General features: G+C 62.4%; 24 protein-coding genes and 1 tRNA gene. 7 read left to right on the forward strand and 18 right to left on the reverse strand.

Going from position 1 to position 20,483, the window contains the following annotated elements:
• Window positions 1–129: 129 nt before the first annotated feature.
• The gene (locus ACIQH5_RS22040) at window positions 130–1,176 is read right to left on the reverse strand and encodes a hypothetical protein (RefSeq protein ID WP_400407692.1); all 1,047 of its coding nucleotides are present in this window, start codon (window positions 1,174–1,176) and stop codon (window positions 130–132) included.
• 5 nt (window positions 1,177–1,181) lie between these two features.
• Complete coding sequence (locus ACIQH5_RS22045; RefSeq protein WP_400407694.1) at window positions 1,182–1,691, reverse strand: RNA polymerase sigma factor; 510 nt, start codon at window positions 1,689–1,691, stop codon at window positions 1,182–1,184.
• A 146-nt stretch (window positions 1,692–1,837) separates the two neighbouring features.
• On the opposite strand from ACIQH5_RS22045, the gene ACIQH5_RS22050 reads away from it, so the two are divergent.
• Entirely contained in the window at window positions 1,838–2,815 is a 978-nt protein-coding gene (locus ACIQH5_RS22050; protein WP_400407696.1) for a serine hydrolase domain-containing protein, read from the forward strand.
• Here ACIQH5_RS22050 and ACIQH5_RS22055 read toward each other — a convergent pair.
• The 9 genes from ACIQH5_RS22055 to ACIQH5_RS22095 form a co-directional block, all read right to left on the reverse strand.
• Window positions 2,812–3,867: a HoxN/HupN/NixA family nickel/cobalt transporter gene (locus ACIQH5_RS22055; RefSeq protein WP_400407698.1), complete on the reverse strand. Its 1,056-nt coding sequence runs from the start codon at window positions 3,865–3,867 to the stop codon at window positions 2,812–2,814. The genes ACIQH5_RS22050 and ACIQH5_RS22055 overlap by 4 nt on opposite strands.
• The gene (locus tag ACIQH5_RS22060; RefSeq protein ID WP_400407736.1) at window positions 3,867–4,712 is read right to left on the reverse strand and encodes an urease accessory protein UreD; all 846 of its coding nucleotides are present in this window, start codon (window positions 4,710–4,712) and stop codon (window positions 3,867–3,869) included. The genes ACIQH5_RS22055 and ACIQH5_RS22060 overlap by 1 nt, the downstream gene beginning before the upstream one ends.
• 188 nt (window positions 4,713–4,900) lie before the next feature.
• Entirely contained in the window at window positions 4,901–5,518 is a 618-nt protein-coding gene (gene ureG, locus ACIQH5_RS22065; protein ID WP_400407700.1) for an urease accessory protein UreG, read from the reverse strand.
• A gap of 21 nt (window positions 5,519–5,539) precedes the next feature.
• Window positions 5,540–6,208: an urease accessory protein UreF gene (locus tag ACIQH5_RS22070; RefSeq protein ID WP_400407702.1), complete on the reverse strand. Its 669-nt coding sequence runs from the start codon at window positions 6,206–6,208 to the stop codon at window positions 5,540–5,542.
• Complete coding sequence (locus ACIQH5_RS22075; protein ID WP_400407704.1) at window positions 6,205–6,408, reverse strand: hypothetical protein; 204 nt, start codon at window positions 6,406–6,408, stop codon at window positions 6,205–6,207. The genes ACIQH5_RS22070 and ACIQH5_RS22075 overlap by 4 nt, the downstream gene beginning before the upstream one ends.
• Entirely contained in the window at window positions 6,389–6,862 is a 474-nt protein-coding gene (gene ureE / locus ACIQH5_RS22080; RefSeq protein ID WP_400407706.1) for an urease accessory protein UreE, read from the reverse strand. The genes ACIQH5_RS22075 and ureE overlap by 20 nt, the downstream gene beginning before the upstream one ends.
• Window positions 6,863–6,870: 8 nt before the next feature.
• Window positions 6,871–8,601 carry an urease subunit alpha gene (gene ureC, locus ACIQH5_RS22085; protein WP_400407708.1) on the reverse strand — a complete coding sequence of 577 codons (1,731 nt, stop codon included), beginning with the start codon at window positions 8,599–8,601 and terminating at the stop codon, window positions 6,871–6,873.
• The gene (locus ACIQH5_RS22090) at window positions 8,598–8,966 is read right to left on the reverse strand and encodes an urease subunit beta (protein WP_400407710.1); all 369 of its coding nucleotides are present in this window, start codon (window positions 8,964–8,966) and stop codon (window positions 8,598–8,600) included. Before ACIQH5_RS22090 ends, ureC begins: the two co-directional genes overlap by 4 nt.
• A gap of 8 nt (window positions 8,967–8,974) precedes the next feature.
• Window positions 8,975–9,277, reverse strand: a complete 303-nt coding sequence (locus tag ACIQH5_RS22095; RefSeq protein WP_024819047.1) for an urease subunit gamma — start codon at window positions 9,275–9,277, stop codon at window positions 8,975–8,977.
• Window positions 9,278–9,473: 196 nt separating this feature from the next.
• Here ACIQH5_RS22095 and ACIQH5_RS22100 point away from each other — a divergent pair, with 196 nt between their 5' ends.
• On the forward strand, window positions 9,474–9,995 hold the full coding sequence (locus tag ACIQH5_RS22100; RefSeq protein WP_400407712.1) for a flavin reductase family protein: 522 nt from the start codon (window positions 9,474–9,476) through the stop codon (window positions 9,993–9,995).
• On the opposite strand, the gene ACIQH5_RS22105 is transcribed toward ACIQH5_RS22100, so the two are convergent.
• The 4 genes from ACIQH5_RS22105 to ACIQH5_RS22120 all read right to left on the reverse strand — a co-directional run bounded on the left by ACIQH5_RS22105 (window position 9,927) and on the right by ACIQH5_RS22120 (window position 13,379).
• Entirely contained in the window at window positions 9,927–10,640 is a 714-nt protein-coding gene (locus ACIQH5_RS22105) for a heme oxygenase (biliverdin-producing) (RefSeq protein WP_400407714.1), read from the reverse strand. The two genes, ACIQH5_RS22100 and ACIQH5_RS22105, sit on opposite strands and share 69 nt — an antisense overlap.
• A 113-nt stretch (window positions 10,641–10,753) precedes the next feature.
• Window positions 10,754–11,854: a D-TA family PLP-dependent enzyme gene (locus ACIQH5_RS22110; protein WP_400407716.1), complete on the reverse strand. Its 1,101-nt coding sequence runs from the start codon at window positions 11,852–11,854 to the stop codon at window positions 10,754–10,756.
• A 45-nt stretch (window positions 11,855–11,899) separates the two neighbouring features.
• Window positions 11,900–12,904, reverse strand: coding sequence for a LacI family DNA-binding transcriptional regulator (locus tag ACIQH5_RS22115; protein ID WP_400407718.1), 1,005 nt, complete (start codon window positions 12,902–12,904; stop codon window positions 11,900–11,902).
• Window positions 12,905–12,965: 61 nt separating this feature from the next.
• A complete protein-coding gene (locus ACIQH5_RS22120; RefSeq protein ID WP_400407720.1) occupies window positions 12,966–13,379 on the reverse strand; it encodes a RidA family protein in 414 nt (137 codons plus the stop codon).
• Window positions 13,380–13,531: 152 nt separating this feature from the next.
• On the opposite strand from ACIQH5_RS22120, the gene ACIQH5_RS22125 reads away from it, so the two are divergent.
• A complete protein-coding gene (locus ACIQH5_RS22125) occupies window positions 13,532–13,909 on the forward strand; it encodes a hypothetical protein (protein WP_400407722.1) in 378 nt (125 codons plus the stop codon).
• Here the strand turns inward: ACIQH5_RS22125 and ACIQH5_RS22130 are convergent.
• Window positions 13,906–15,432: an alpha-N-arabinofuranosidase gene (locus ACIQH5_RS22130; protein WP_400407724.1), complete on the reverse strand. Its 1,527-nt coding sequence runs from the start codon at window positions 15,430–15,432 to the stop codon at window positions 13,906–13,908. The genes ACIQH5_RS22125 and ACIQH5_RS22130 overlap by 4 nt on opposite strands.
• A 194-nt stretch (window positions 15,433–15,626) precedes the next feature.
• Between ACIQH5_RS22130 and ACIQH5_RS22135 the strand changes: the two genes are divergently transcribed.
• Complete coding sequence (locus ACIQH5_RS22135) at window positions 15,627–16,232, forward strand: class I SAM-dependent methyltransferase (protein WP_400407726.1); 606 nt, start codon at window positions 15,627–15,629, stop codon at window positions 16,230–16,232.
• A 326-nt stretch (window positions 16,233–16,558) separates the two neighbouring features.
• Here the strand turns inward: ACIQH5_RS22135 and ACIQH5_RS22140 are convergent.
• A tRNA-Lys gene (locus ACIQH5_RS22140) sits at window positions 16,559–16,631 on the reverse strand.
• A gap of 239 nt (window positions 16,632–16,870) precedes the next feature.
• Here ACIQH5_RS22140 and ACIQH5_RS22145 point away from each other — a divergent pair.
• A complete protein-coding gene (locus ACIQH5_RS22145; RefSeq protein ID WP_400407728.1) occupies window positions 16,871–17,530 on the forward strand; it encodes a hypothetical protein in 660 nt (219 codons plus the stop codon).
• A gap of 235 nt (window positions 17,531–17,765) precedes the next feature.
• On the opposite strand, the gene ACIQH5_RS22150 is transcribed toward ACIQH5_RS22145, so the two are convergent.
• Window positions 17,766–18,497 (reverse strand): hypothetical protein, encoded by a 732-nt coding sequence (locus ACIQH5_RS22150; protein ID WP_400407730.1) that lies wholly within the window; start codon window positions 18,495–18,497, stop codon window positions 17,766–17,768.
• Window positions 18,498–18,691: 194 nt separating this feature from the next.
• On the opposite strand from ACIQH5_RS22150, the gene ACIQH5_RS22155 reads away from it, so the two are divergent.
• Together ACIQH5_RS22155 and ACIQH5_RS22160 are read left to right on the forward strand one after the other, a co-directional pair.
• Window positions 18,692–19,309 (forward strand): DUF47 domain-containing protein, encoded by a 618-nt coding sequence (locus ACIQH5_RS22155; RefSeq protein ID WP_043469600.1) that lies wholly within the window; start codon window positions 18,692–18,694, stop codon window positions 19,307–19,309.
• Between the two features lies 1 nt (window position 19,310).
• The gene (locus ACIQH5_RS22160; protein ID WP_400407733.1) at window positions 19,311–20,327 is read left to right on the forward strand and encodes an anion permease; all 1,017 of its coding nucleotides are present in this window, start codon (window positions 19,311–19,313) and stop codon (window positions 20,325–20,327) included.
• Window positions 20,328–20,483: the final 156 nt, after the last annotated feature.

Consider the following 20,483-nt stretch of genomic DNA (forward strand, 5'->3'; position numbering starts at 1 on the left):
TGAACAACCTCAGCGACCAAACGATTCGTGAACTTCACCATGGCAATCGACACCCTTCAATATTCAGGTGTTGCGATCACCGCATGATTCAGCGCTCTCAGAACGACCTCAACTGCTACTTAGATGGGGTTATTTGTAGCTCAGGCTCAGGAACATCGCCTTCAGCTGCGCGTACTGCGTGGTGTTCATCCAGGCTTTGGCAGCTTCCGGAGTTGCGAAGGCTGGTTGCTTGGCGGGATCGAAAACCGCGTAAGCACTCATGATGCCGTTGGGTACGCGGACTTGGTTGATACCGGAAGAGCTGATTCCAGGGTTGAGCTCCGAGGAAGCCCGCACGTCCATGATGTACGTTGGGGGACCATCGGCAGCGCCCGTTCGAGGTGACGGCATGCCCTCATAGGCAGGCCCTTCATATGGGATGTTTTGCGCCTGATTCGAGGAGAACCCAAACTCCACGCTCCCACCCGAGTTATCCCGAACTCCCGGCACTACAGCCCGGTCCAGAATGGTTCGATCCACCACCCCGCCTGTCCCATCCGCGTAGTTTCCATTGAACAGGCGGGCTACCTCTGCCCCAGCACCATCAAAGACAGTCACAATGCGGGAGGCTTCGGCAGTCCCGGGAGGATCGAACGGTCCTTGTTCAACCCGGATACTCCAGCCAACCGGATAGGTGAAGGACAAATGTCCGTCCGGGTAAGTGTAGGTCTGGGTGGTCGGCACCGGCACGGGTGGCACCACTGGCGCCGAGGCGACAGCTGGGGGTGTGGTGGGTGCGGGCGGGGTGGTGACCGGCGCTGCCACGGTGGGGGTTGCCGACGGGGTAACCGAGGGTTTCGCAGTGGGCGTTGGCGTTGGAGTGACCGAAACGCTGGGCGTGGGCGTTGATGTTGGGAGTGTCACAGCGGGCATTGGATTGGAGCTGACTGTCTCGAAGCTTGAGGCAACCAGGACGCCTGCCGTGACGGCCGCAGCGCCGAGCAACAGTCCTCCGGCGATCTGGGCTTTGCGGCGCCGGCGCTGTTCCAAGGACGTCACTGCGGCGAGCGGGCGGTTATCGCTGAACACCGTGGTGCCCGAAAGAATTTTGTGGAGCGCTTCTTCACCGTTGGGTTCCGCCACTGGTTCGATAGTGAGCGGGTCAATCGCTGATATCTGGTTCTTGATCGGATCCATTGTCTTCAGACCCCCATCTTCTGTGTAGTCGAGTCGGCCCCTGCAGGCAGATGTTTCCGGAACGCCGTACGGGCCCGGTGAAGGCGGACTTTGGCCGCCGATTCGCTGCACTGCAGCACCTTGGCAATATCGGCGGTCCCCAAACCGTCCCAGTACGCCATCTGCAAAATGTCGCGGTCCTTCTCCCGCAAACGCTCCATCGCATCCTGAACCGCGACGTTTTCGGAGTCGCCACCAAAGTGCTGGACCGCCGTCGTCCGCAGCTTTTCCTGCAGCGCCAGGCGCCTGTCGCGGCTCCGGTACGCGTTTCCCACAAGGTTCCTTGCAACCGTTAGGAGGTACGGAAGATCCGGGCGGGAATCGTCGGACCATTTTTGCCAGACGATGCGGTAGACGTCGGCGGCGATCTCCTCAGCTACATCAACAGATTCAACACGTCGGCAGACGAACTTGAAAACGGATGGGTAGCTGTCTTTGTGAATGGCGATGAACGCCAATTCGCGCTCTGAAAGCACGATTGTTCCCCCTGATGGATAGAGCCCTGAACTGCAGGATACTTGTATAGTTTCCGGCCGGGCGGCCAGGGTTACAGGGTTCACAAGTTTCTTCAGTCACACGCGATAGATTTGACGAAAATCCCCGAGCAAAGGCGTGAAAAACCATGGTGGAAACAGGACCCGCTGCAGAATGGGCCCGCAAGCAGGTAGACCTCGGACGCGTACCGGTGGGGGTGCTGGGCATCGCTTCGAGCCAAGGCATTGAGGACATTGTGGCGTTCGGGTCCGATGACGGCAGGCAAGCCACTGCCGACGATCACTTTGCGCTGTTCTCAGTCACCAAACCCATCAGCTCCCTGACGGTGATGCGGCAGGTTGAATTGGGGAAGCTCTCCTTGGGAGCCGCGCTCACTGAAGCCCTCCCGGGTTTTGGCGTCGGCCGCACAGACACGGTGACCTTGGAGCAGTTGCTCAGCCACCGCTCGGGAATTTCCGATCCAGCACTCGACGGCGGCACTCCCCTCCGCGAAGCGCTCACCTCTGCGGATCAAGCCTTTTACGCCGGATCCCTGGTTCAGTACTGCAACATAGCTTTTGAAGGTGCTGCGGCGATGGCCGAGTGGGCTGGCGGGACTCCGTTCGAGGATCAGCTTCTGGCCTTGGCAGCTGACACCGGAGCCAACGGCCTCACCTTCGACACAGAGTCCAACCCGCACACCGTCCACGGCACGGACGCAGCGGGCCTGGACGTCCAGGCAATGTACCAGCACAGGCATCCCGGGGCGGGACTGTTCGGCACGGCCGCAGATTTGCTCAGTCTTGGCTCCGAGCTCTTACGGGGTTCTGGGAAAGCCGTCCATCCCGCAACTCTTGCCGCCATGCGCCGCCCCCGGACCACCGAGGTTTCCCACATCACCACCCGGCCCCAGCCCCTACGCCACACCGGGCTGGGCTTCCAGATGCCCGCCAACGAGTCCGAGCTTTTTGCACAGGGGATCTACGGGCACCCGGGCTGGTCCGGAACGGAGTGGTGGATGTTCCCGGAGCAGGACCGCTGCGTGGTGTTCCTGACCAATGTGCTGAACGCCCCGGATCTCGGCGTGGACACCACTGAGCTGTTCAACGCGGTGGCGGTTTCCTAGCTGCTCCTGGCTGCCCTGCCGCGTGCCCGGCCACGCACTGCGGATACGGCCCACACGATCACGAACAGGCCAACCAGGATCAGGCCGGCGTCGCCAAGGTCAATCTCGCCGAGCCAGGTGGTGATGGGGTCCTCGAGTTCAAAGGCCGAATTCACGAAACCACCCAGCGTGATCACGGCGATGAACAACGCCGAAACGGCCGAAATGCCGGTGATGACGGCGTTGAAGCCGAGCTTGCGCTTCGGGTTGTGGATGGCCGACTTGTACATTTTCATCATGGCAACGCCGTTGACTGAATCGCACAGGGTCATGGCGGCCGTGAACGCGAGCGGCAGGGCCATCAGGGCGAGCGGCGAGACCCCGGCGAGTGACGCCGTCGTGGTGATGACCAGCAGCCCGATGGTGGTGGCGGTATCGAACCCCAGCCCGAACAGGAAACCAATGACGTAAATGTTCCGCGGCCGCTCCACCTTGGACAGCGGGTTGGCGAGCAGCCGGGCTACAAAGCCCTTCGCTTCAAGGTCTTCGGTACGCACTTCACCGCCGCGCTGCACCTGACGGTAGACGTTGGTGGCGCGGACGAACGCCGAGCCGTTGAACAAGCCCATGGCCAGCAGGAACAACCCGGACACTCCGCTGCCGATCAGGCCCAGCACTTTGTTGCCCGTGGTGCCGTCCTCCATGAACTGCCCAATCAACGTCGCACCCGCCACCACCAGCAGCCCGGCCAGGATCACCACGGAGCTGTGGCCCAAACTGAAGGCAAAGCCGACGCTTACGGGGTCTTTGTGCTGCGCCACGAATTTGCGGGTGGAGTTGTCGATCGCCGCGATGTGATCCCAGTCGTAACTGTGCTTGATCCCGGCCACGTAGGCGGTGATCACCAGCCCCAGCGCCAGTGGCTGCGCGCCACCGGTTGTACCAACAAGCAACAGCACGACGGCGGCGAGATGCAACGCGGCCACGGCACCGAAGGTGAACAGCAGCCGGGTCCGCAGGGACAACTGCTCCCGCTCCCGGTACATGGTGGCGAACTCGGTCAGCGCAGTCATCAATACTTCCTCAGGTTCAAAGGCGCCTGCCCGTACCAGCGTTCCCTCAGAACGCCGGCGCAGACACCCAGTAATGTGTTGAGTTCCTCAGTGCTGTTCGACAACGATCGCAGCACAAGCCCGGTGCTCCCGGCAATAGGCATGGTCAAAGAAACTCCGGTGTACGCGTCAAAATCACGGGTGATGTGGTGCATCTCGTCAGCGAGCGCTTGATCCACCCGCGGGTCCACCACCACCAAAGACCCCAAGTGGCTGAAGCCCTCCATGAAACCCATCCCGGTCACGTCGTTGAGGGGTGGCCGGATCAGGAGGTTGTCCAGCGCCAACAGCTTCGCACCGTTTGGGTCCTCGATCCAGATCTCGTTGCGCAGCCGCACCTCTTCGTATTTAAAGGAAGCGCCGTCCGGCGACCACCCCGGCGTGACGACCTCCGCCATGACAAGGCTCGACGTCGGGTGGAGACTGATGTGCGAATTCTGCCGATAGCTCGCCTCCCGGTAGGCGATCAACTGATCGGGCATCAGCTCCAACCGCGAGCCCTCCCCCAGCCGGACGCGCATCCGCTGCTCAGCAAACGAGCCCGGAGTCCGGTACACCTTGGTAGCCGATTGCGTGGTCAACAGCAGCTCAGCACCGGACTCAACCTCCACATCAATAAGGAACAAGTCCGCCCCAAGATAAGCCCCGCCAGGATTGACCATGACATAACAAACCTGCCCGCTCTCATCCAGGTAATGCGGCCGCAATACCCTCAAGGCGCCCTCATGAAACTGCCGAGAAGCAACGGACCTCCCCCCACGCACAGAAACCCCAAGCTCCAACCGCCCCCGAACCGCCCGCTCCAAAGAAGCCAACCCAGCGTGCGGCCCCAGCTTTCCCAAAGGGCTCGGTGCGGCCTGCAACGTCCGCTGCTCGCTGCCGCGACGTGAGCCGACCGCTGCGGCGGCGGAGCCGGATTTTTGGGCCGCGGCGTGGCGGGCATCGCGAAGCGGGCACGGCCCAAAATCCGGCGTAGCCGCCGCAGCCCCGCCGATCACTGCGCTAAGTCGAGCATCAGGACGTCGCGGCGGATCCAGTCAAGGACTTCTTCGAGGCCTTCGTCCGTCTTGAGATTCGTGAAGCAGAACGGCTTGTTTCCACGGAATTCCTTGGAGTCCCGTTCCATGACTGAGAGGTCCGCTCCGACGTGGGGCGCGAGGTCTGTTTTGTTGATGATGAAGAGGTCGGATTTGATCATGCCTTGGCCGGCTTTGCGGGGGATTTTTTCGCCTTGGGCTACGTCGATGATGTAGATGGAGAAGTCGACGAGTTCGGGGCTGAAGGTGGCGGAGAGGTTGTCGCCGCCGGATTCGACGAAGATGACTTGGAGGTCGGGGTGCCTGGCCTTGAGTTCTTCGATGGCTGCGGTGTTCATGGAGGTGTCTTCGCGGATGGCGGTGTGGGGGCAGCCGCCGGTTTCGACGCCGATGATCCGGTTTTCGGGCAGGATGCCGTTGGCGGCGAGGATTTTGGCGTCTTCGATGGTGTAGATGTCGTTGGTGATGGCGGCCATGGAGATGTCGCCGCTCATGTGCCGGGTGATGCGTTCCACGAGCTGCGTTTTGCCGGCTCCGACGGGTCCGCCGACGCCGATTTTGATGGGTTCTGTCATGTTTTTTGTCCTTTGCACTAGTTAGCTCATGAACATGCGGGCGCGTTGCCGTTCGTGCCGCATTTGTGAAATTTCGAGGCCGGGGCTGACGGCCCCGAAGTCGTTCCAGCACAGCTGTGCTACATCCTTGATGGCGGCAGCGACGGCGTCGTGCGCCTGCCGAAGTACCCGCTGCCCGGCGTTCTGCCCTAATGGAATGGCTCTCACGGCGTTCTGCGTCAGCGAAGTGACAGTGGCAAACAAATAGGCAGAAAGCGCCTCCTCAAAAGGAACCCCCAAAGACCGCGCAATAACGCCAAAAGCCAAGGGTTGATGCCCCGCTGCACTCCCCGCCCTCACGAGCTCCCGATACTCCTCCAACTCAGCCGACGGGAACACCTCCCCACCAATGTCCAACAGCCGCCCACCCATTTTGAGCGAAGCCTCCCGAGCCTCCCGAGCCAACAACTGCGCGGACAAAACCCCATCCAACAAGCCGACATCCACCCCCTCATAAAGAAAGCGAACGGCCAACCCATCAGAACAAGTCAGTTGCTGCCCCACAAACGCCCACAGCCAACCCCCAAAAGACCCCTCATCCCCCACAAGCCCACGCTCGATGTAGCTCTCAAACCCCAGAGAATGAGCAAAAGCCCCCGTAGGCAACGCGGAGTCGGTCAACTGTTGAAGAGCAAGCTGATAGGAGGTCATGCTGCCTCACTGGTGGGCCCAACCGCGACGCTGCCGCGGTGAACCTCGGCGGAGGCGGGTGATAGGGGCCGCGGCGTGGTGGGCACCGCGAAGCGGGCACGGCCCCTATCACCCGCCGCAGGCTCGCCGAACGCGGCGCCCCAGCCACGGTCACCCACGGACGGCAGCATGACCGCGATATTAGTGCGAATGCTCAGCATGGCGGAAGGGCACCGGCATGACCCGCTCTTGCCTGTCGTAGGGGACGCCGACGCTCTTCAGATAGTCCTCGACAGTGTGGTCGTACTGACAGACCATGACTTCGGCCCCGTATTCGGATGATGCGTCGAAGAATTGTGCTTGCAGGTGCCGGTTGCCGAGTGAGTGTGCCACGACGCCCATTTCGTGGATGCTCCGTGGCCCTATGACCAGGACGTCGGTGGGCAGCACGGAGATGATGATGACGTTGTTGTCGTTGATGGCGAGGATGTCGCCGTCGCGGAGGTCTCCGGTGCCGGTGGGGAGTCGGATGCCGAGTTCTTTGCCGTGGTCGGTGGTGACGCGTTGGATGCGTTTGACGAGCAGGGCGCTGGGGAGCACTACTTTTTCTTTGTGGTGGCCTGTGTAGTCGGCGGGTTGTTCGTGGAGGTTGCCCAGGATTTTTTCGATGATCATGGTGGCTCCTAGAAGAGGAAGTAGCGCTGGGCCATGGGCAGCACGTCGGAGGGCTGGGAGGTGACTTCGTCGCCGTCGACCGTTACTTTGTATGTTTCGGGGTCGACGGCGATGTCCGGAGTTTCGCCGTTGTATTTGAGGTCCGCTTTGGTGAGGTTGCGGATGCCGGTGACGGGTTTGATGATGCGTTCGAGGCCGAGCTCGTCGGGCACTCCGGCGTCGATGGCAGCTTTGGACAGGAACGTGATGGACGTCTGTTGGAGGGCCTTCCCGTACGTGGCGAACATGGGCCGCATGGTGCGCGGTTGCGGTGTGGGGATGGAGGCGTTGGAGTCTCCCATGAGCGCGTAGGCGATCTGCCCGCCTTTGATGACGAGCTCGGGTTTCACGCCGAAGAAGGCGGGGTCCCAGAGGACGAGGTCGGCGAATTTGCCTTCTTCCACGGAGCCGATCACGTCTGCCATGCCTTGGGCGATGGCGGGGTTGATGGTGTATTTGGCTACGTAGCGCTTGAGCCGGAAGTTGTCGGATTCGGCGGATCCGTGGGTGGTTCCGGATGGATCCTTCAGGACGCCCCGCTGCCGTTTCATGGCGTCGGCCACCTGCCAGGTGCGGGTCACTACTTCGCCAACACGGCCCATGGCTTGGGAGTCGGAGGAGGTGATAGCGAAGATTCCGAGGTCGTGCAGGACGTCTTCCGCGGCGATGGTTTCGGCGCGGATGCGGGAGTCGGCGAAGGCCACGTCTTCGGGGATGTCCGGGTTGAGGTGGTGGCAGACCATGAGCATGTCCAGGTGCTCTTCGATGGTGTTTTTGGTGTAGGGCAGCGTGGGGTTGGTGGATGCGGGGAGCACGTTGGGCAGCCCGGCGATTTTGATGATGTCCGGGGCGTGGCCTCCGCCTGCGCCTTCGGTGTGGAACGTGTGGATGACGCGGCCGTCGATCGCCCGGATGGTGTCTTCCACGAAGCCGCACTCGTTGAGGGTGTCCGTGTGGATGGCTACTTGGACGTCGTATTCGTCGGCAACGCGCAGGGACATGTCAATGGAGGACGTGGTGGAGCCCCAGTCCTCATGGACTTTCAGTCCGACGGCACCGGCGCGGATCTGCTCTGCGAGGGGTTCGACGGCGGAGGCGTGGCCCTTTCCGAACAGGCCGATGTTGACGGGGAGCCTCTCGGCAGCCTGGAGCATCCGTGAGATGTGCCAGGCGCCGGGCGTGATGGTGGTGGCTTTGGTGCCTTCGGCTGGGCCGGTGCCCCCGCCCACCATCGTGGTGATGCCATTGCAGAGCGCCGCGGGGACCTGCTCCGGGGAGATGAAGTGGATGTGGGTATCGATGCCGCCGGCTGTGAGGATCTTCCGTTCACCCGCGATGATTTCCGTGCTGGCGCCGATCACGATGTCCACGCCGTCGGTGATCTGCGGGTTGCCTGCCTTGCCGATCTTGAAAATGTGGCCGTCCCTCAAGGCAACGTCCGCTTTGTAGATACCGGTGTAGTCCAGGACCACCACGTTGGTGATCACGGTGTCCGGGATGTCTTCCGCGCGGGTGAGTTGACCGTTTTGGCCCATGCCGTCGCGGATGACTTTGCCGCCGCCGAACACCACTTCTTCGCCGTACACCGTGTAGTCCCTCTCGATTTCGAGGAACAGTTCGGTGTCGGCAAGGCGGATGGCGTCACCGGTGGTCGGGCCGTACAGTTCGGCGTACTGCTTGCGGGGAATTTCGACGCTCACTGGTGGTCCCTTTCCGCTGCGACGCCCGGGCGGAATTCCCCGGTGACGGAAGTTCCGCCGTCGAGCTTTCCGTTCACTGCGTTACTGAGCCCAAAGACCTCGCGCGCGCCGGCAATTGCAATCAGCTGGACCGTTTTACGGTCTCCGGGCTCAAAGCGGGCTGCCGTGCCCGCGGGAATGTCCAGGCGGCGGCCGTACGCGGCTTCGCGATCGAATTCCAAGGCCCTGTTGGCCTCGGCAAAGTGATAGTGCGAACCAACCTGCACGGGCCGGTCACCGCGGTTCACTACCTCGACGGCGGTTGCCTCACGGCCGCTGTTGCACGCGACGGATCCTGGCTGGAGCCTGTATTCACCGGGGATCATGGGGGCTCCTAACGGATGGGGTTGTGGACGGTGACGAGCTTGGTGCCGTCAGGAAAAGTGGCCTCGATCTGGACGTCGTGGATCATCTCAGGAACGCCTTCCATCACATCTTCGCGGCGGAGGAGGGTGGTTCCGTAGCTCATGAGTTCGGCAACGGACCTGCCGTCGCGGGCACCTTCGATGAGCTCGTAGCTGATGATCGCCACGGCTTCGGGGTAGTTCAGTTTGAGCCCCCGTCCTTGACGCCGCCGGGCGAGGTCCGCAGCCACCACGATCATGAGTTTCTCCTGCTCACGGGGCAAAAGATGCATGGTTACTCCTTGGACGCCGGCACCTGGACAGATTGTGTTCAGCGTAGGGAGCGGAAGTTTCGGCTACGTTTCCAAATCATCTCAACGAGGGGTCAGTTTCCAAGGAATTGACCTCAACCATTGTTGAGGTTCTAGCATCGTTGAGGTGTGCGCTTGCGAAGGCTGCCATCCCAACGAGTCCCCTGAAGGTGTATGAATGACCTACCCCAAGCCCCTGCCACCCGAACCAGTCGGCGAGCTTTTCAGAGCCGCTTTTCGTGCTCACCCGGCAGGAGTCTCCATTGTCACCGCAGCGGGACCGGAGGGCGCTGTGGGGCTGACGGCCTCCTCAGTGGCATCGGTGGCAGTGGATCCGCCCACCCTCGCATTCTCTGTGACCAGCGGCCGCTCGGCTTCACACATCGCAGCAGCGCAGACAATTGTGGTCCACCTCGTCGGCGCCGATCAGCTGGATCTCGCGCGGGCCTTCGCGGACCCAACAGCCGAGCGCTTCACCGCCGCCATGGATTGGGAAGTGCTCCCCACAGGAGAGCCCCTCCTCAAGGACGCCGCTTGGGCGTTGCGCTGCGAGATCATCCACCGGGCGCCGCTGGGAGGCTCGGTGCTGCTGGCAGCGAGGGTATTGGACATCCGGCCCAACCCCACCGGTTCAGCTCCGCTGGTTTACCACAACCGGGAGTTCCACACCCTGTTCAACAGCGCGCAAACCGCGGTCTAGCTTCACGTAGTGCTCCATGAGGTCCAGGAACACCTGCCGGTTGGTTTCGAAAGCAACCTCGGCATGGTGGAGGATTTCCTGCTTCTCATCGTCCGAGAAAGCGGCCTCATCCAAGTGGTTACGGTATGAGTCCTTGTAGGGCTTGATCTTCTCGATGCCTTCAAAAGCGTAGAAGTTGAGGCCCTCAGGGCTGAGATTGTAGTGCCGCTGAACAAGTGCCGAGATGATCTGACCACCCGAAAGATCACCAAGATAGCGGACGTAGTGGTGAGCCATGAGATACGTGGCCGAGCCCGGGCCCAGTGTTGCGAGCTCGGTAGCGTACGCCCTGGCGCCCGGCGTCACGTGCAGTTCACCCGTCGCGAGCTTCCGCCCCCAGTCATCGCCGTAGTGCACCGCCAAGTCCTTTTCCAGAGCCTCAACCCGCATGAGGGCAGGGTCAGCGAAGGGTTCCAGGCGAGGGTCCGGATTGTTTTCCAGGGCCGATTCCAGCGCCTGGTAGATGACGTAGTTCTGCAGCAACATGGCTGCCACCTGCCCGGCTTCCATCTTGCCGTTCAGCAACTCCGTGACGAATCCAGCCTGCTCGGCATGCTCATGGGCTGCCGCCGTATGGCTTTTGAGTTCCTCGGAAAAAGCGGTCATGGGGTACTCCAGTCATCAAACGAAACGTACCAAAGGCTGTTTGATGACACTCTGTCACACGGTTTTTATTTGGTAAAGCTTTTGTGTGCTAATTCGGCGAGCGCCGCCCGGGTCTAGTTGTTCCGACCCCGAGCGGCCACGGCCCACTGCTCCACCACGGCCCCGTCACGCACCACAACAACCTCATCCACCAAATTCATGGTCAGGCACACATGGTTAGGGATCACCCGTAGCCGTGTGCCCAGGGGCGGCAGCTCCGAGGCTTCCGGCCAAACAACAGTGGCGTGGTGTTCGGACAGCGCAGTCACCGTGGCTTCGGGGTACTCGGGAAGCCGCCCATATCCGGTGGCCCAGTCAGGGCGGTCGCTGCCCAGGATCTTGCTGCCAGCATCCACCACGACCCGGCGCACGTTGCCGCCGCGGGCTTCGTGCCGGCTCACCACGGTGGCGGCGACGGTCAGGGCGATGTCTTCCCAGCCGCAGCGCTCCAATTCCAATTGCTGGGCGTCGCCGAACACGTAGACCCCGGGACGCAGTTCGGTTGCTGCGGAATCACCGGAGATCAGGGCAGTGGGCGTGGATCCCCCACTGATGGTCTTCACGTCAAAGCCGGCATGGGTCAAAGCCTCGGCGGCCCGGCCCAACGATTCATTCTCGTTGCCCGCCGCACCTGTGGGCATGCCGGGCTTGTAACTGTGGCCCGGGAACGTGAAAACACCAGACACGGCCAGACCCGCCGCGGAGGCTGCCCGGGCAACTTCCACCACCTCGTCAGGCAGTACGCCGCTTCGGTGATGCCCGCTGTCCACTTCGATCAGTACCTCAATACTTCCGGCGTCCGCGCCGAGTTGGCCACCCATCGCCGTCGCGCTTTCCGCCGAATCCACGCCGACCGCGAGCCGGCACTGTGCCGCCAAGGCGCGAAGACGTTCCGCGTGCGGCGCTTCAACCCAGAGCGGGTACGCGATGAAGATGTCTTTCACGCCGTCCGCGGCGAACACCTCGGCCTCGCCGATGGTGGCCACAGTGATGCCCACGGCTCCCGCCGCGAGCTGTTTGCGCGCAATTTCCAGCGTCTTGTGTGTCTTCACATGCGGACGGAGCCCAAGCCCTCGCCCCTGCATGCTGGACGCCATCCGGTCGATGTTCCGGTCCAGGACATCGACGTCGATCATGACGGCAGGGGTGATGACAGCAGCAGGGATCACGTTCATTCCTCAAACCCTAACGCCCGTGACGCGCGAGCCGGAAAGTAGGCCCTACGGCGCTGACTGCCTGACCCGCAGTTCGAACGCCGCCTCAGGCTGCTGAACCGTAGGCACCGCGTCTTTGCTTTCAATCCGCTGGATGAGAAGTTCGACGGCGCGCTCCGCAATTTCCGCCCGTCCCGGTGCCACCGTAGTCAACGACGGCGACGCGAACCGCGACTCATCAAGGTCGTCGAATCCGGCAACGGCGATCTCCTCCGGCACTTTCCGGCCACGGAGCAGGAGTTCGTGCATCGCCCCCAACGCGAGGGCATCGTTGAGCCCGAAAACAGCGTCGAATTCCACGCCGCTGTCCAGCAACCTCGCGGTGGCGTCAGCGCCGCCGTCGCGCCGCCAATCGCACGGAACTACCAACGCAGGGTCATACTCCACGCCAGCGGCAGCGAGCGCAGCCTTGTACCCCTCAAGGCGCAGACCGTTGCTGCCTGTCGTGTCGCCGTCGTGCGCGCCCAAAACTGCTATTCGACGGCGGCCGCCAGCCAGCAAGTGCGCCGTAACGGCCGCGGCAGCCTCCTGATTTTGGATAAGGACCATGTCCAGGCGGGGGTCCTGCACAAACTCGCCGAGGAGGACCAGCGGTTTCCTGCCGGCAGCGGCGATGATCTGATCGGCGTCGATCGCCAGCGGGATGAACAAGAGGCCGTCGGTGAGGCTGCGGAACTGCCCCTGGAGTGCAGCCTTCTCGTGCTCGGCCTCGTTGCCGGACTGCTCCACCAGGACCCTGTAACCGCGGGACAATGCTGCCTTCATGATGTCCGAGGCCAGCTCGGCGTAATAGGGGATGGAGAGATCGGCCAGGACCAACCCGAGCATGCTGGTCTTCCCGGACCGGAGGCTGCGGGCCGTCAGATTGGTTTCGTAACCGAGATCGTCAATCGCATCAAGGACGCGTTGCTTGGTGGCTGGCCGAATGAACTCGTAATTGTTGATGACGTTGGAGACCGTCTTCAAGGACACTCCTGCCGCGCGCGCGACGTCGTTCATGGTCACGGCCATGCGGGGGCTCCTTCTCCACGGTTTACTCTCGGCTCGGAGTACATCGTTGCAGATGTGTGCGCTATGCCGGATCCATCACGGCAGCAACCGCCTCAATTTCCACCAGCTGGTGGTCGTAACCGAGGACGGTGACGCCCATGAGCGTACTCGGCACATCGTGGTCTCCAAATGCTGCGCGGACTACCTCCCATGCAGTGACCAGGTCAGCCTGCCGGGCCGAGGCGACAAGGACGCGCGTAGAAACCACGTCCCCAATCCCAGCTCCAGCGGCGTCCAGGGCAAGGAGCATGTTTTCGACCGACTTTTCCGCCTGGGCCTTGTAGTCCCCGATGCCCGCCGTGGTCCCATCCTCGTTCAGCGGACAGGACCCCGCCAGGAAGATCAACCGGGCTTCAGCTGGAGCGGTTGCCGCATACGCGTACTGAGCTGCTGAGCTGAGCCGGTCGGAGCGAATGAGGGTCACTGCACTGGGCATGGGCTTCCTTCGTTTGTCGGGTTGAGTACATCCCATCACGTGCCGCTGCCCTGTCACCCGTCACATAGCGCTCATCCCCGTGCAACGCGCCCGCAACATACATGGGCCAAGCTGGGTCCCATAGGAGAAGCAACCAGCTGAGGGGAGCAGACATGAGCATTGCAAACAGGGATCTTTTCCAGGCGCTGAAGATGCAGGCCAGTCTGGCGCAGGCGTTCGGCACCCTGCCGGGCAGCCAGGAAGAGCCACACGCGCTGAAGCCAGGCGAATATGTGGAGGCATGGCACAACGGCCGCCTCTACCACCGGGGCACAGTAGTCAAGACCGTGACGGGTACCGACCTCTTTTGGCTCCAGGACGAAACCGGCAGCCGACGCCTGCTGGATATGGAATCGATGGAAATCGTCACCGGCGAGGTGGAGCCAGCTCCGGAACCCGCAACACAGGCACCGGAGCCAACCTTGTCAGCCACTGTCACACCGATTTCTGCGTACCCCATGTTCCACGACGGTTCGCAGGCAATCGCCTAGGAGTTCAGTTCAAGGCGGATCATGCTCCAGCTCACGGCCGGAAGCTCGGCGGTGAGCCGACCGCCGTCGAGCTTTACACTGACGTTCTCGGCGGGCAGGACCGACGTCGAATCGTCAGCCGTGGCCTGCCAGTACGGATCCTTGTTCGTATAAGTGACGGCCTCGATGACTTTGCTTACGTTGAGGCTCCCGACGGCGGCATCCAGCGTCAGGGCGTCCGTCGCCGAGCGGTTCACGGCGAAGACGACGGCCTCCTTGGCTTCTGCATCAAAGGTCGCCACTGCCGACAGAGACGTGAAGCCCGATGTCTTCTCGCTGTCCAACCGCGGGGATTCGACGGCGAGGTTCAGCACCGCACCTGAGGCATGCTGGGAGGTGAGCGCGAACGGGTGGAACGTGGTCTGCTTCCAGGCCCGGCCACCCGGCTCAGTCATGATGGGCGCGATCACGTTGACCAGCTGGGCAAGGCTCGCTGAGTGCACCCGGTCCGTGTTGCGCAGCAGCGTGATGAGCAGGTCGCCCACCACCACCGCGTCGGCCACGGTGTAGCGGTCCTCGAGCAGTACCGGGGCCACGGGCCAGTCGTCCCCCGTGGGCGCCTTGGACTCGTCGCGGGACATGTGCCAGACGTTCCACTCATCGAAGGAAATGTTGACCTGCTTCCCGGACTTGGTAGCCGACTTCACGTGATCGATGTGTGAAACCAGATCCTTGATGAAGGCCTCCATCCGGTGCCCGGCAGACAGGTGCTCCTGGAGGTCCCCGAAATCCTCGAAGTACTGGTGCGCCGAAATCAGGTCCACCAGTTCATAGGTCTCAGTGAGGACCACCCGCTCCCATTCACCGAACGTGGGCATGGTGGGCGCCGAGCTTCCGCACGCCACCAGTTCCAAGTCCGGATTGACCATGCGCATGGCCCGCGCTGTTTCAGCGGCGACCCGCGCGTACTCCCCGGCCTTCTTGTGGCCGATCTGCCAGAAGCCGTCCATCTCGTTCCCGAGGCACCACATTTTGATGTTGTGAGGCTCGACGGCGCCATTCGCCTTGCGCTGTTCGGATAGGGCGGTTCCACCCTTGATGTTGGAGTACTCCAGCAGGTCCAGGGCTTCCTGCGTTCCCCGAGTGCCCAGGTTCACGGCCATCATGGGTTCGACGCCGGCCTTCTCCGACCATTTGGCGAACTCGTCCACGCCTACCAGGTTGGGGTCGCTGGAGTGCCAGGCGAGGTCGAGTCTTGTCGGGCGGTTTTCCACAGGGCCAACTCCGTCTTCCCAACGGTAGCCCGAAACGAAGTTGCCGCCCGGGTATCGGACTGTGGAGACGCCGAGTTCCTTGGTGAGATCCAGGACGTCGGTGCGGAATCCGTCCTCGTCTGCTTTGGGGTGCTCAGGCTCGAAGATGCCCGTGTACACGCAGCGGCCGAGGTGCTCAACGAAGGCGCCGAAGGTCTTCCTCCGGACGGGGCCTACGACGAACGCGGGATCGATGGTGATTTTGGCCGTGGGGTTCTCTTGGTTTCCCAAAGGGTGGGTCCTTTTCTGCTGGGTTCTGCGGGTTTCTACAACGTTATAGAAACTATGCTGACCGGGCCGAGGGGTGCGAGTCAAGAGATTTCTTGCTGCTTCCGTGCCGCATCCCGCCCTTGTTCGCTTGGCTCTCCGTTGTGCGGCGGGAGATTCGAACGTGCGTAAGCACAGCTGGCCTCTAGGCTGAGTACATGTCCTCAGCAGTCGTGAGCGCCGCATATTCTGCGCGTGCGGCCGAATACACCTCGCTGTTCGGAGCCATCAGCAGCACCCATCCGGCAGATCAGCAGCTCGTTCGCGAGTGGGCCAGTGGCCTGCCCGGCAAGGTGCTGGACGCTGGCTGCGGACCAGGTCATTGGACTTACTTCCTGCACTCTGCCGGGGTCGACGTCGAAGGGGTGGATTTAGTCCCGGAGTTCATCGAGACTGCCAGGCAGCACTTCCCGGCGGTTAAGTTCTCTGTCGGATCATTTGAAAAGCTGCCCGCACCCGATCAATCGCTTGCGGGAATCCACGCCTGGTACTCGCTGATTCACACTCCCCCGGCTGGGATCAGCCAGGTCTTGGACGAGTTCTCCCGGTGCCTCAAGCCCGGCGGCGGCCTCCTGATTGGTTTCTTCGATGGCCCGGCAGGCGAGTCATTCCCGCATGCCGTGACTCCCGCCTACTTTTGGTCAGTGGAGGAAATGTCGGCGCGTCTACTGAAGGCCGGTTTCACCGTGGTCAGCACGCACTCCCGCGTCGACCCCGGAGCGCGTCCCCACGCGGCGATCGCCGCCCGCCGCGCGAAGCTCTGACTTTCAGGGCGGCAGCCCATCCCCTTGTTCGCCTGCCTCACCGTTGTGCGGCGGGAGATTCGCGCAAGTACGGGATCCCGGCCAAGGATCGGGTGCTCGTGAGCGAGTTCGAGGATGGCTCATTGAAGGTCACTCATCTCCCCTGGTACCGCTCGCCCGCCCGGATCTTCAGAGGCATCCTCGAGATCCTCAGCTCATGAGCAGCCGCACACCCACCGTCCGCCACGACTTTGCCGAGCTGAAGCGGATGCAGCGCGGAGAATCGGCCCAGAACCCGGCCCACAAAAAATCCCCCGGAACCGTGTGGTTCCGGGGGATTTGGAGGGTGGGCCCTGTGGGGATCGAACCCACGACCCACGGATTAAAAGTCCGATGCTCTACCAACTGAGCTAAAGGCCCCTCCAGCTGTTGAAACAGCCATGAATACTGTACCCCAAGGTCAAGGCCAGCGAGGAACCCGAGGTGACGTGCGCCGTCGTGACCTTCTTTGAGGAGAAACACGACGACGACGCGCGGCAGCTACGGCGCGTCGGGCCAAGTGCGGCGGCAAAGAGGGTCAGGAAGCAACGCAGCGAACAACAAAGCACCCCCGGCAAGCGTTACTCGACCCCACCAGAGCACAGGAGTACGGTGAACTCATGAGCGAACAGCCAGGATCACGTGCGTACGGCGGAGCAAACAGGCACCACAAGCCCAAGCCCTTCGCGCCCATCGATTTCGAACCGTTCGCAGGTGGCGCCGACCCCGCGCGGGTCTCGGAGGCAGCCCACCTCGCGGCCCAGGCGCTGGTGAGACGAGGCCGCGACAGCGATGACCCCACGGTCACCAGCCGCCTGGTGAAGTTGGCTGATGAACAGGGCCTCGAAGCCATCGCGGAGATGTGGGCTGAAAGTCCTGCACGCTCCCTGCCGGGCGCGCTCTGGAGGCTCTACGCCCTCCGCGCCGCCACCATCCAGAACCCCGAGCGGATCTCCGTCTACTTCAGGGCCGGCCGCGACACCGCACAGGTTGCCAATGTGGTGGCTGGTGCTGCTGAGCCGCCGGGAGCAGATGAAATGAAGACCATGGCCGATGCCATTCTGTCCGGCGCTTTCGACGGCGATTTCGACGTCGCGCTGGAACGTTCCGCCGCTTTCTGCCGCGTGGTGGCGCTCGGCCAGGCGACCCTTGCCGACGGCGCGGAGCACAGCAACGAAGGCCACGCCAGCAAGCTCACGCGCAATTCACACCAACTCGTGAAGACAGCAGAAGACCTTGAACACGCGGCCAATGCGTGGCGTCTGGGCGAGCTGGACTAGGCGGCAAAAGGGGCCAAACCTACCCACGTCCGGCCCGGCCTGTCAATGTTGACTTAGCCCGCCTGACGGTGAAAACTAAAACTGGTGTCGAACCGCGAAACCCCCGGGCTTCAACATTTAGCCGCTTCGAGCGGCCTACCGCCGAGAGGCGTATCCGGTTCGGCACCATTTTTATGTCCAACCACCGAAGGCCCGGACTGGCATAGATGCCGGTCCGGGCCTTCGTGGTGAGAAACTACTTCAGTGTGACCGTGGTTTCGGCCGTTTCCTTCTTGTCGTGATCAAGGTCGCCATCGGCACCCTGCGGCGTCATGGTCACCTTGATTTCGGTTTCCTTGCCGGCGGTGTAGGCGAAGTTCTCCGCGATGTTGAAGGACTCACCCGGCTTCAGCACGAACGGGTCCTTCTCCTTCAGCTTCACGCCGGAGCTGGAGAGTCCGTGCTTCTTGTAACCATCGCTGCTGGAGTCCGACGGCATTCCGCCGAGGTACTTCCAGTCCGTGTACTTGGCGTTGGGAGTGATCAGCGAGTGGCTCAGGGGGATCTCAGCTGATGAGGTGTTGGTCACCACGTAGTTGAGGTAGACCACGGGGTCGCCCTTCTTGAGCAGGTTTTCCTTGGTTTCCTTGTCCACGAACATGCTGTCCTTGGACGCTACGTCGGTAGCCACCTGGTAGATGTCCACGCTGAAGCTGTCGCCCTTGATGGTGCCAAGCTTGTCCCCGGCCTCGGAGATCGGCAGCGCCCAAGCGGCCACCGTGTACGATCCCGACGAAGTACCGGCGCCCTCGGATGAGGTTGACGCCAACGGGGACGCCGAGGCTGACGGCGAGGCAGCCACGGAGAAGGACGACGACGGCTCGGAACCACCCGTCGTCGAGCCGGCCGTTGCTCCGCCACAGGCGGTCAGGGCCAGCAGGCCGGCAGCGGCGAGGCCGGAAATTTTGATGACATTGTTGAAGCGCATGGTTCCCCCATTGAGTGGATTAATCGGTGCTTGACCTAGTGTCGCACGGTTGCGGGGGCGCAGCGATGGGGAGATCTGCCCGCAACGCTCCGCGAACTTCGCAGACCCCGTGGCAGTGCCGGTAAAGTTGGGACCGAAACGGGCGCCGTCAAGTCAAACTGCCCGTGCCCATCCGTCCCCGGCCCGGAAGCGACATGAAGCTGCGCCTTTTTCCCCAGGAACCTGCCGGGCTCGTACTGCTCGCGCAGATGGCCGGCGTCATTGTTGCCGCGACTGGAACGCTCTCCGAAATACTCGGCGCGCCGGCCAGTGAACACCAGCGCCTCGCCGAAGAACTCCACGAGCACGAGTCCAAATCCCTGGACCTGCATTTCGCTCTGCTGACGCACATGCGGACCAGCTTCGTGAACCCGCTCCCCCGCGAGGACATGTACACCCTCTCCCGCCACCTCAATGAGGCCATGGAGAAGCTCGACGCCGCCGGAGACCTCGTGGCGCTCTACAAACTGGACCGTCTGCCCAAACGTGCCGCGGACCAGCTGGAGATCATCAGCCGGCAGGCCGAACTCACGGTGGATGCGATGCGGAAACTCGAGGACTTGGACGAGCTGGAGGACTACTGGATCGAAATCCTTCGCTTGGCCAAGCGGGCAGAACGCTCGCACCGGATTTGGGTGGCCGAGATGCTCAAGGACATGAAGTCCACGCAGTACGCGCGGCACCGAGACATCGCCAACCAGCTGGTGGAAGTTACCAAGGACATGCGGAAGGTCGCCACCCAGGTAGGCAGCATCATCGTCAAGGAATCATGACGTGACCATCGCCTTCCTGGTCCTCGTAGTTGCTTTGGCCTCCGGGTTCGCGTTCCTCAACGGTTTCCGCGATGTCTCCAACGCCGTCGCACTTTCCACGCGGACCCGCGCCCTCACGCCGTCAATTGCCGTGCTGCTCGCTGCCATCTTTAACTTTGTGGGTGCCATGCTCAGCGGCACCTTCATCCTGGCCTTCACCCAGTCCTGGATCACGTTGCCGGAAGGCACCAGCGGCCTCACCATGCTGGCGTCGGCCCTCACTGCCGCCATCCTGTGGGGCGTTTACGCTTGGTGGCGCGGCATCCCGCTGTCCTCCACCAACTCTTTGGTCGGCGGCCTGATTGGGGCCGGGGGCGCGAGCGTGCTGGTGGGCGGTAATGCTGTGGGTGGGGTGGATGGCGTGGTGCTGACCCAGGTGGTCCTGCCGCTGGTGCTGTCCCCGCTGATTGCCTTCGCGGCTGCGTACCTTTTGGTCTGGCCTGTCACGTGGGCTGCGCGTTACACGCAACCCAACGTGGTGAACCGGCGGTTCCGCCGGGCGCAGGCCGTCTCCACCGCAGCCGTGGCGTTTGGCCACGGGCTCCAGGATGGTCAGCGCACGGCAGCTGTAATGGTGCTCGCCGTCGTGGCCGCGGGCATGTCCAGTGGCAGCGATGTGCCCCTTTGGGCCCTCTTGCTCACCGCTGTCATGCTCACTGCGGGGACGATGTTCGGCGGCTGGCGAATTTCGCACACTCTGGGGCACAAGCTCATCCGGGTGGATCCGCTGCGCGGTTTTGTTGCGCAGACCTTGACGTCCGTGATGCTGTTCATCGGCGCCATCGGTTTTCACCTGCCGCTCTCCACCACGCACACGTTGACCGCGTCAGTGCTGGGTGCCGGCGTGAACCAGCGATTCCACATTGTAAATAGGCGCTTGGTCCGGAGAATCCTGTTGTTCTGGGTTGCCACGCCGTTGATCACGGCCGCGGTGGCCTTCATCCTGGAGCTGGCGTTCTCGCCCCTCGCAGATCTCTAACCCTCACGTACGCCCAATCCTCGCAAACGCACCCAACTAAGTAGCAGATCAGGTCGTTCCCAGCGCTTGTCATGTCTCATGACTTTGTAGACACTTCATGTCTCATGACTTCGTAGACAGTTGGTGTCTCACGACTGTGTGGACACTTCGGCTTGG

This window comes from Paenarthrobacter sp. NPDC091711 (assembly GCF_044756605.1).
In the GTDB taxonomy this organism is placed as follows: domain Bacteria; phylum Actinomycetota; class Actinomycetes; order Actinomycetales; family Micrococcaceae; genus Arthrobacter.

Coding starts and splice junctions, on each gene's coding strand:
- ACIQH5_RS22040 (WP_400407692.1), bottom strand. CDS start 1,176: ATGGATCCGATCAAGAACCAGATATCAGCGATTGACCCGCTCACTATC.
- ACIQH5_RS22050 (WP_400407696.1), top strand. CDS start 1,838: ATGGTGGAAACAGGACCCGCTGCAGAATGGGCCCGCAAGCAGGTAGAC.
- ACIQH5_RS22055 (WP_400407698.1), bottom strand. CDS start 3,867: ATGACTGCGCTGACCGAGTTCGCCACCATGTACCGGGAGCGGGAGCAG.
- ureG (WP_400407700.1), bottom strand. CDS start 5,518: ATGACAGAACCCATCAAAATCGGCGTCGGCGGACCCGTCGGAGCCGGC.
- ACIQH5_RS22070 (WP_400407702.1), bottom strand. CDS start 6,208: ATGACCTCCTATCAGCTTGCTCTTCAACAGTTGACCGACTCCGCGTTG.
- ACIQH5_RS22075 (WP_400407704.1), bottom strand. CDS start 6,408: ATGCTGAGCATTCGCACTAATATCGCGGTCATGCTGCCGTCCGTGGGT.
- ureE (WP_400407706.1), bottom strand. CDS start 6,862: ATGATCATCGAAAAAATCCTGGGCAACCTCCACGAACAACCCGCCGAC.
- ACIQH5_RS22090 (WP_400407710.1), bottom strand. CDS start 8,966: ATGATCCCCGGTGAATACAGGCTCCAGCCAGGATCCGTCGCGTGCAAC.
- ACIQH5_RS22095 (WP_024819047.1), bottom strand. CDS start 9,277: ATGCATCTTTTGCCCCGTGAGCAGGAGAAACTCATGATCGTGGTGGCT.
- ACIQH5_RS22100 (WP_400407712.1), top strand. CDS start 9,474: ATGACCTACCCCAAGCCCCTGCCACCCGAACCAGTCGGCGAGCTTTTC.
- ACIQH5_RS22105 (WP_400407714.1), bottom strand. CDS start 10,640: ATGACCGCTTTTTCCGAGGAACTCAAAAGCCATACGGCGGCAGCCCAT.
- ACIQH5_RS22110 (WP_400407716.1), bottom strand. CDS start 11,854: ATGAACGTGATCCCTGCTGCTGTCATCACCCCTGCCGTCATGATCGAC.
- ACIQH5_RS22115 (WP_400407718.1), bottom strand. CDS start 12,904: ATGGCCGTGACCATGAACGACGTCGCGCGCGCGGCAGGAGTGTCCTTG.
- ACIQH5_RS22120 (WP_400407720.1), bottom strand. CDS start 13,379: ATGCCCAGTGCAGTGACCCTCATTCGCTCCGACCGGCTCAGCTCAGCA.
- ACIQH5_RS22125 (WP_400407722.1), top strand. CDS start 13,532: ATGAGCATTGCAAACAGGGATCTTTTCCAGGCGCTGAAGATGCAGGCC.
- ACIQH5_RS22135 (WP_400407726.1), top strand. CDS start 15,627: ATGTCCTCAGCAGTCGTGAGCGCCGCATATTCTGCGCGTGCGGCCGAA.
- ACIQH5_RS22145 (WP_400407728.1), top strand. CDS start 16,871: ATGAGCGAACAGCCAGGATCACGTGCGTACGGCGGAGCAAACAGGCAC.
- ACIQH5_RS22150 (WP_400407730.1), bottom strand. CDS start 18,497: ATGCGCTTCAACAATGTCATCAAAATTTCCGGCCTCGCCGCTGCCGGC.
- ACIQH5_RS22155 (WP_043469600.1), top strand. CDS start 18,692: ATGAAGCTGCGCCTTTTTCCCCAGGAACCTGCCGGGCTCGTACTGCTC.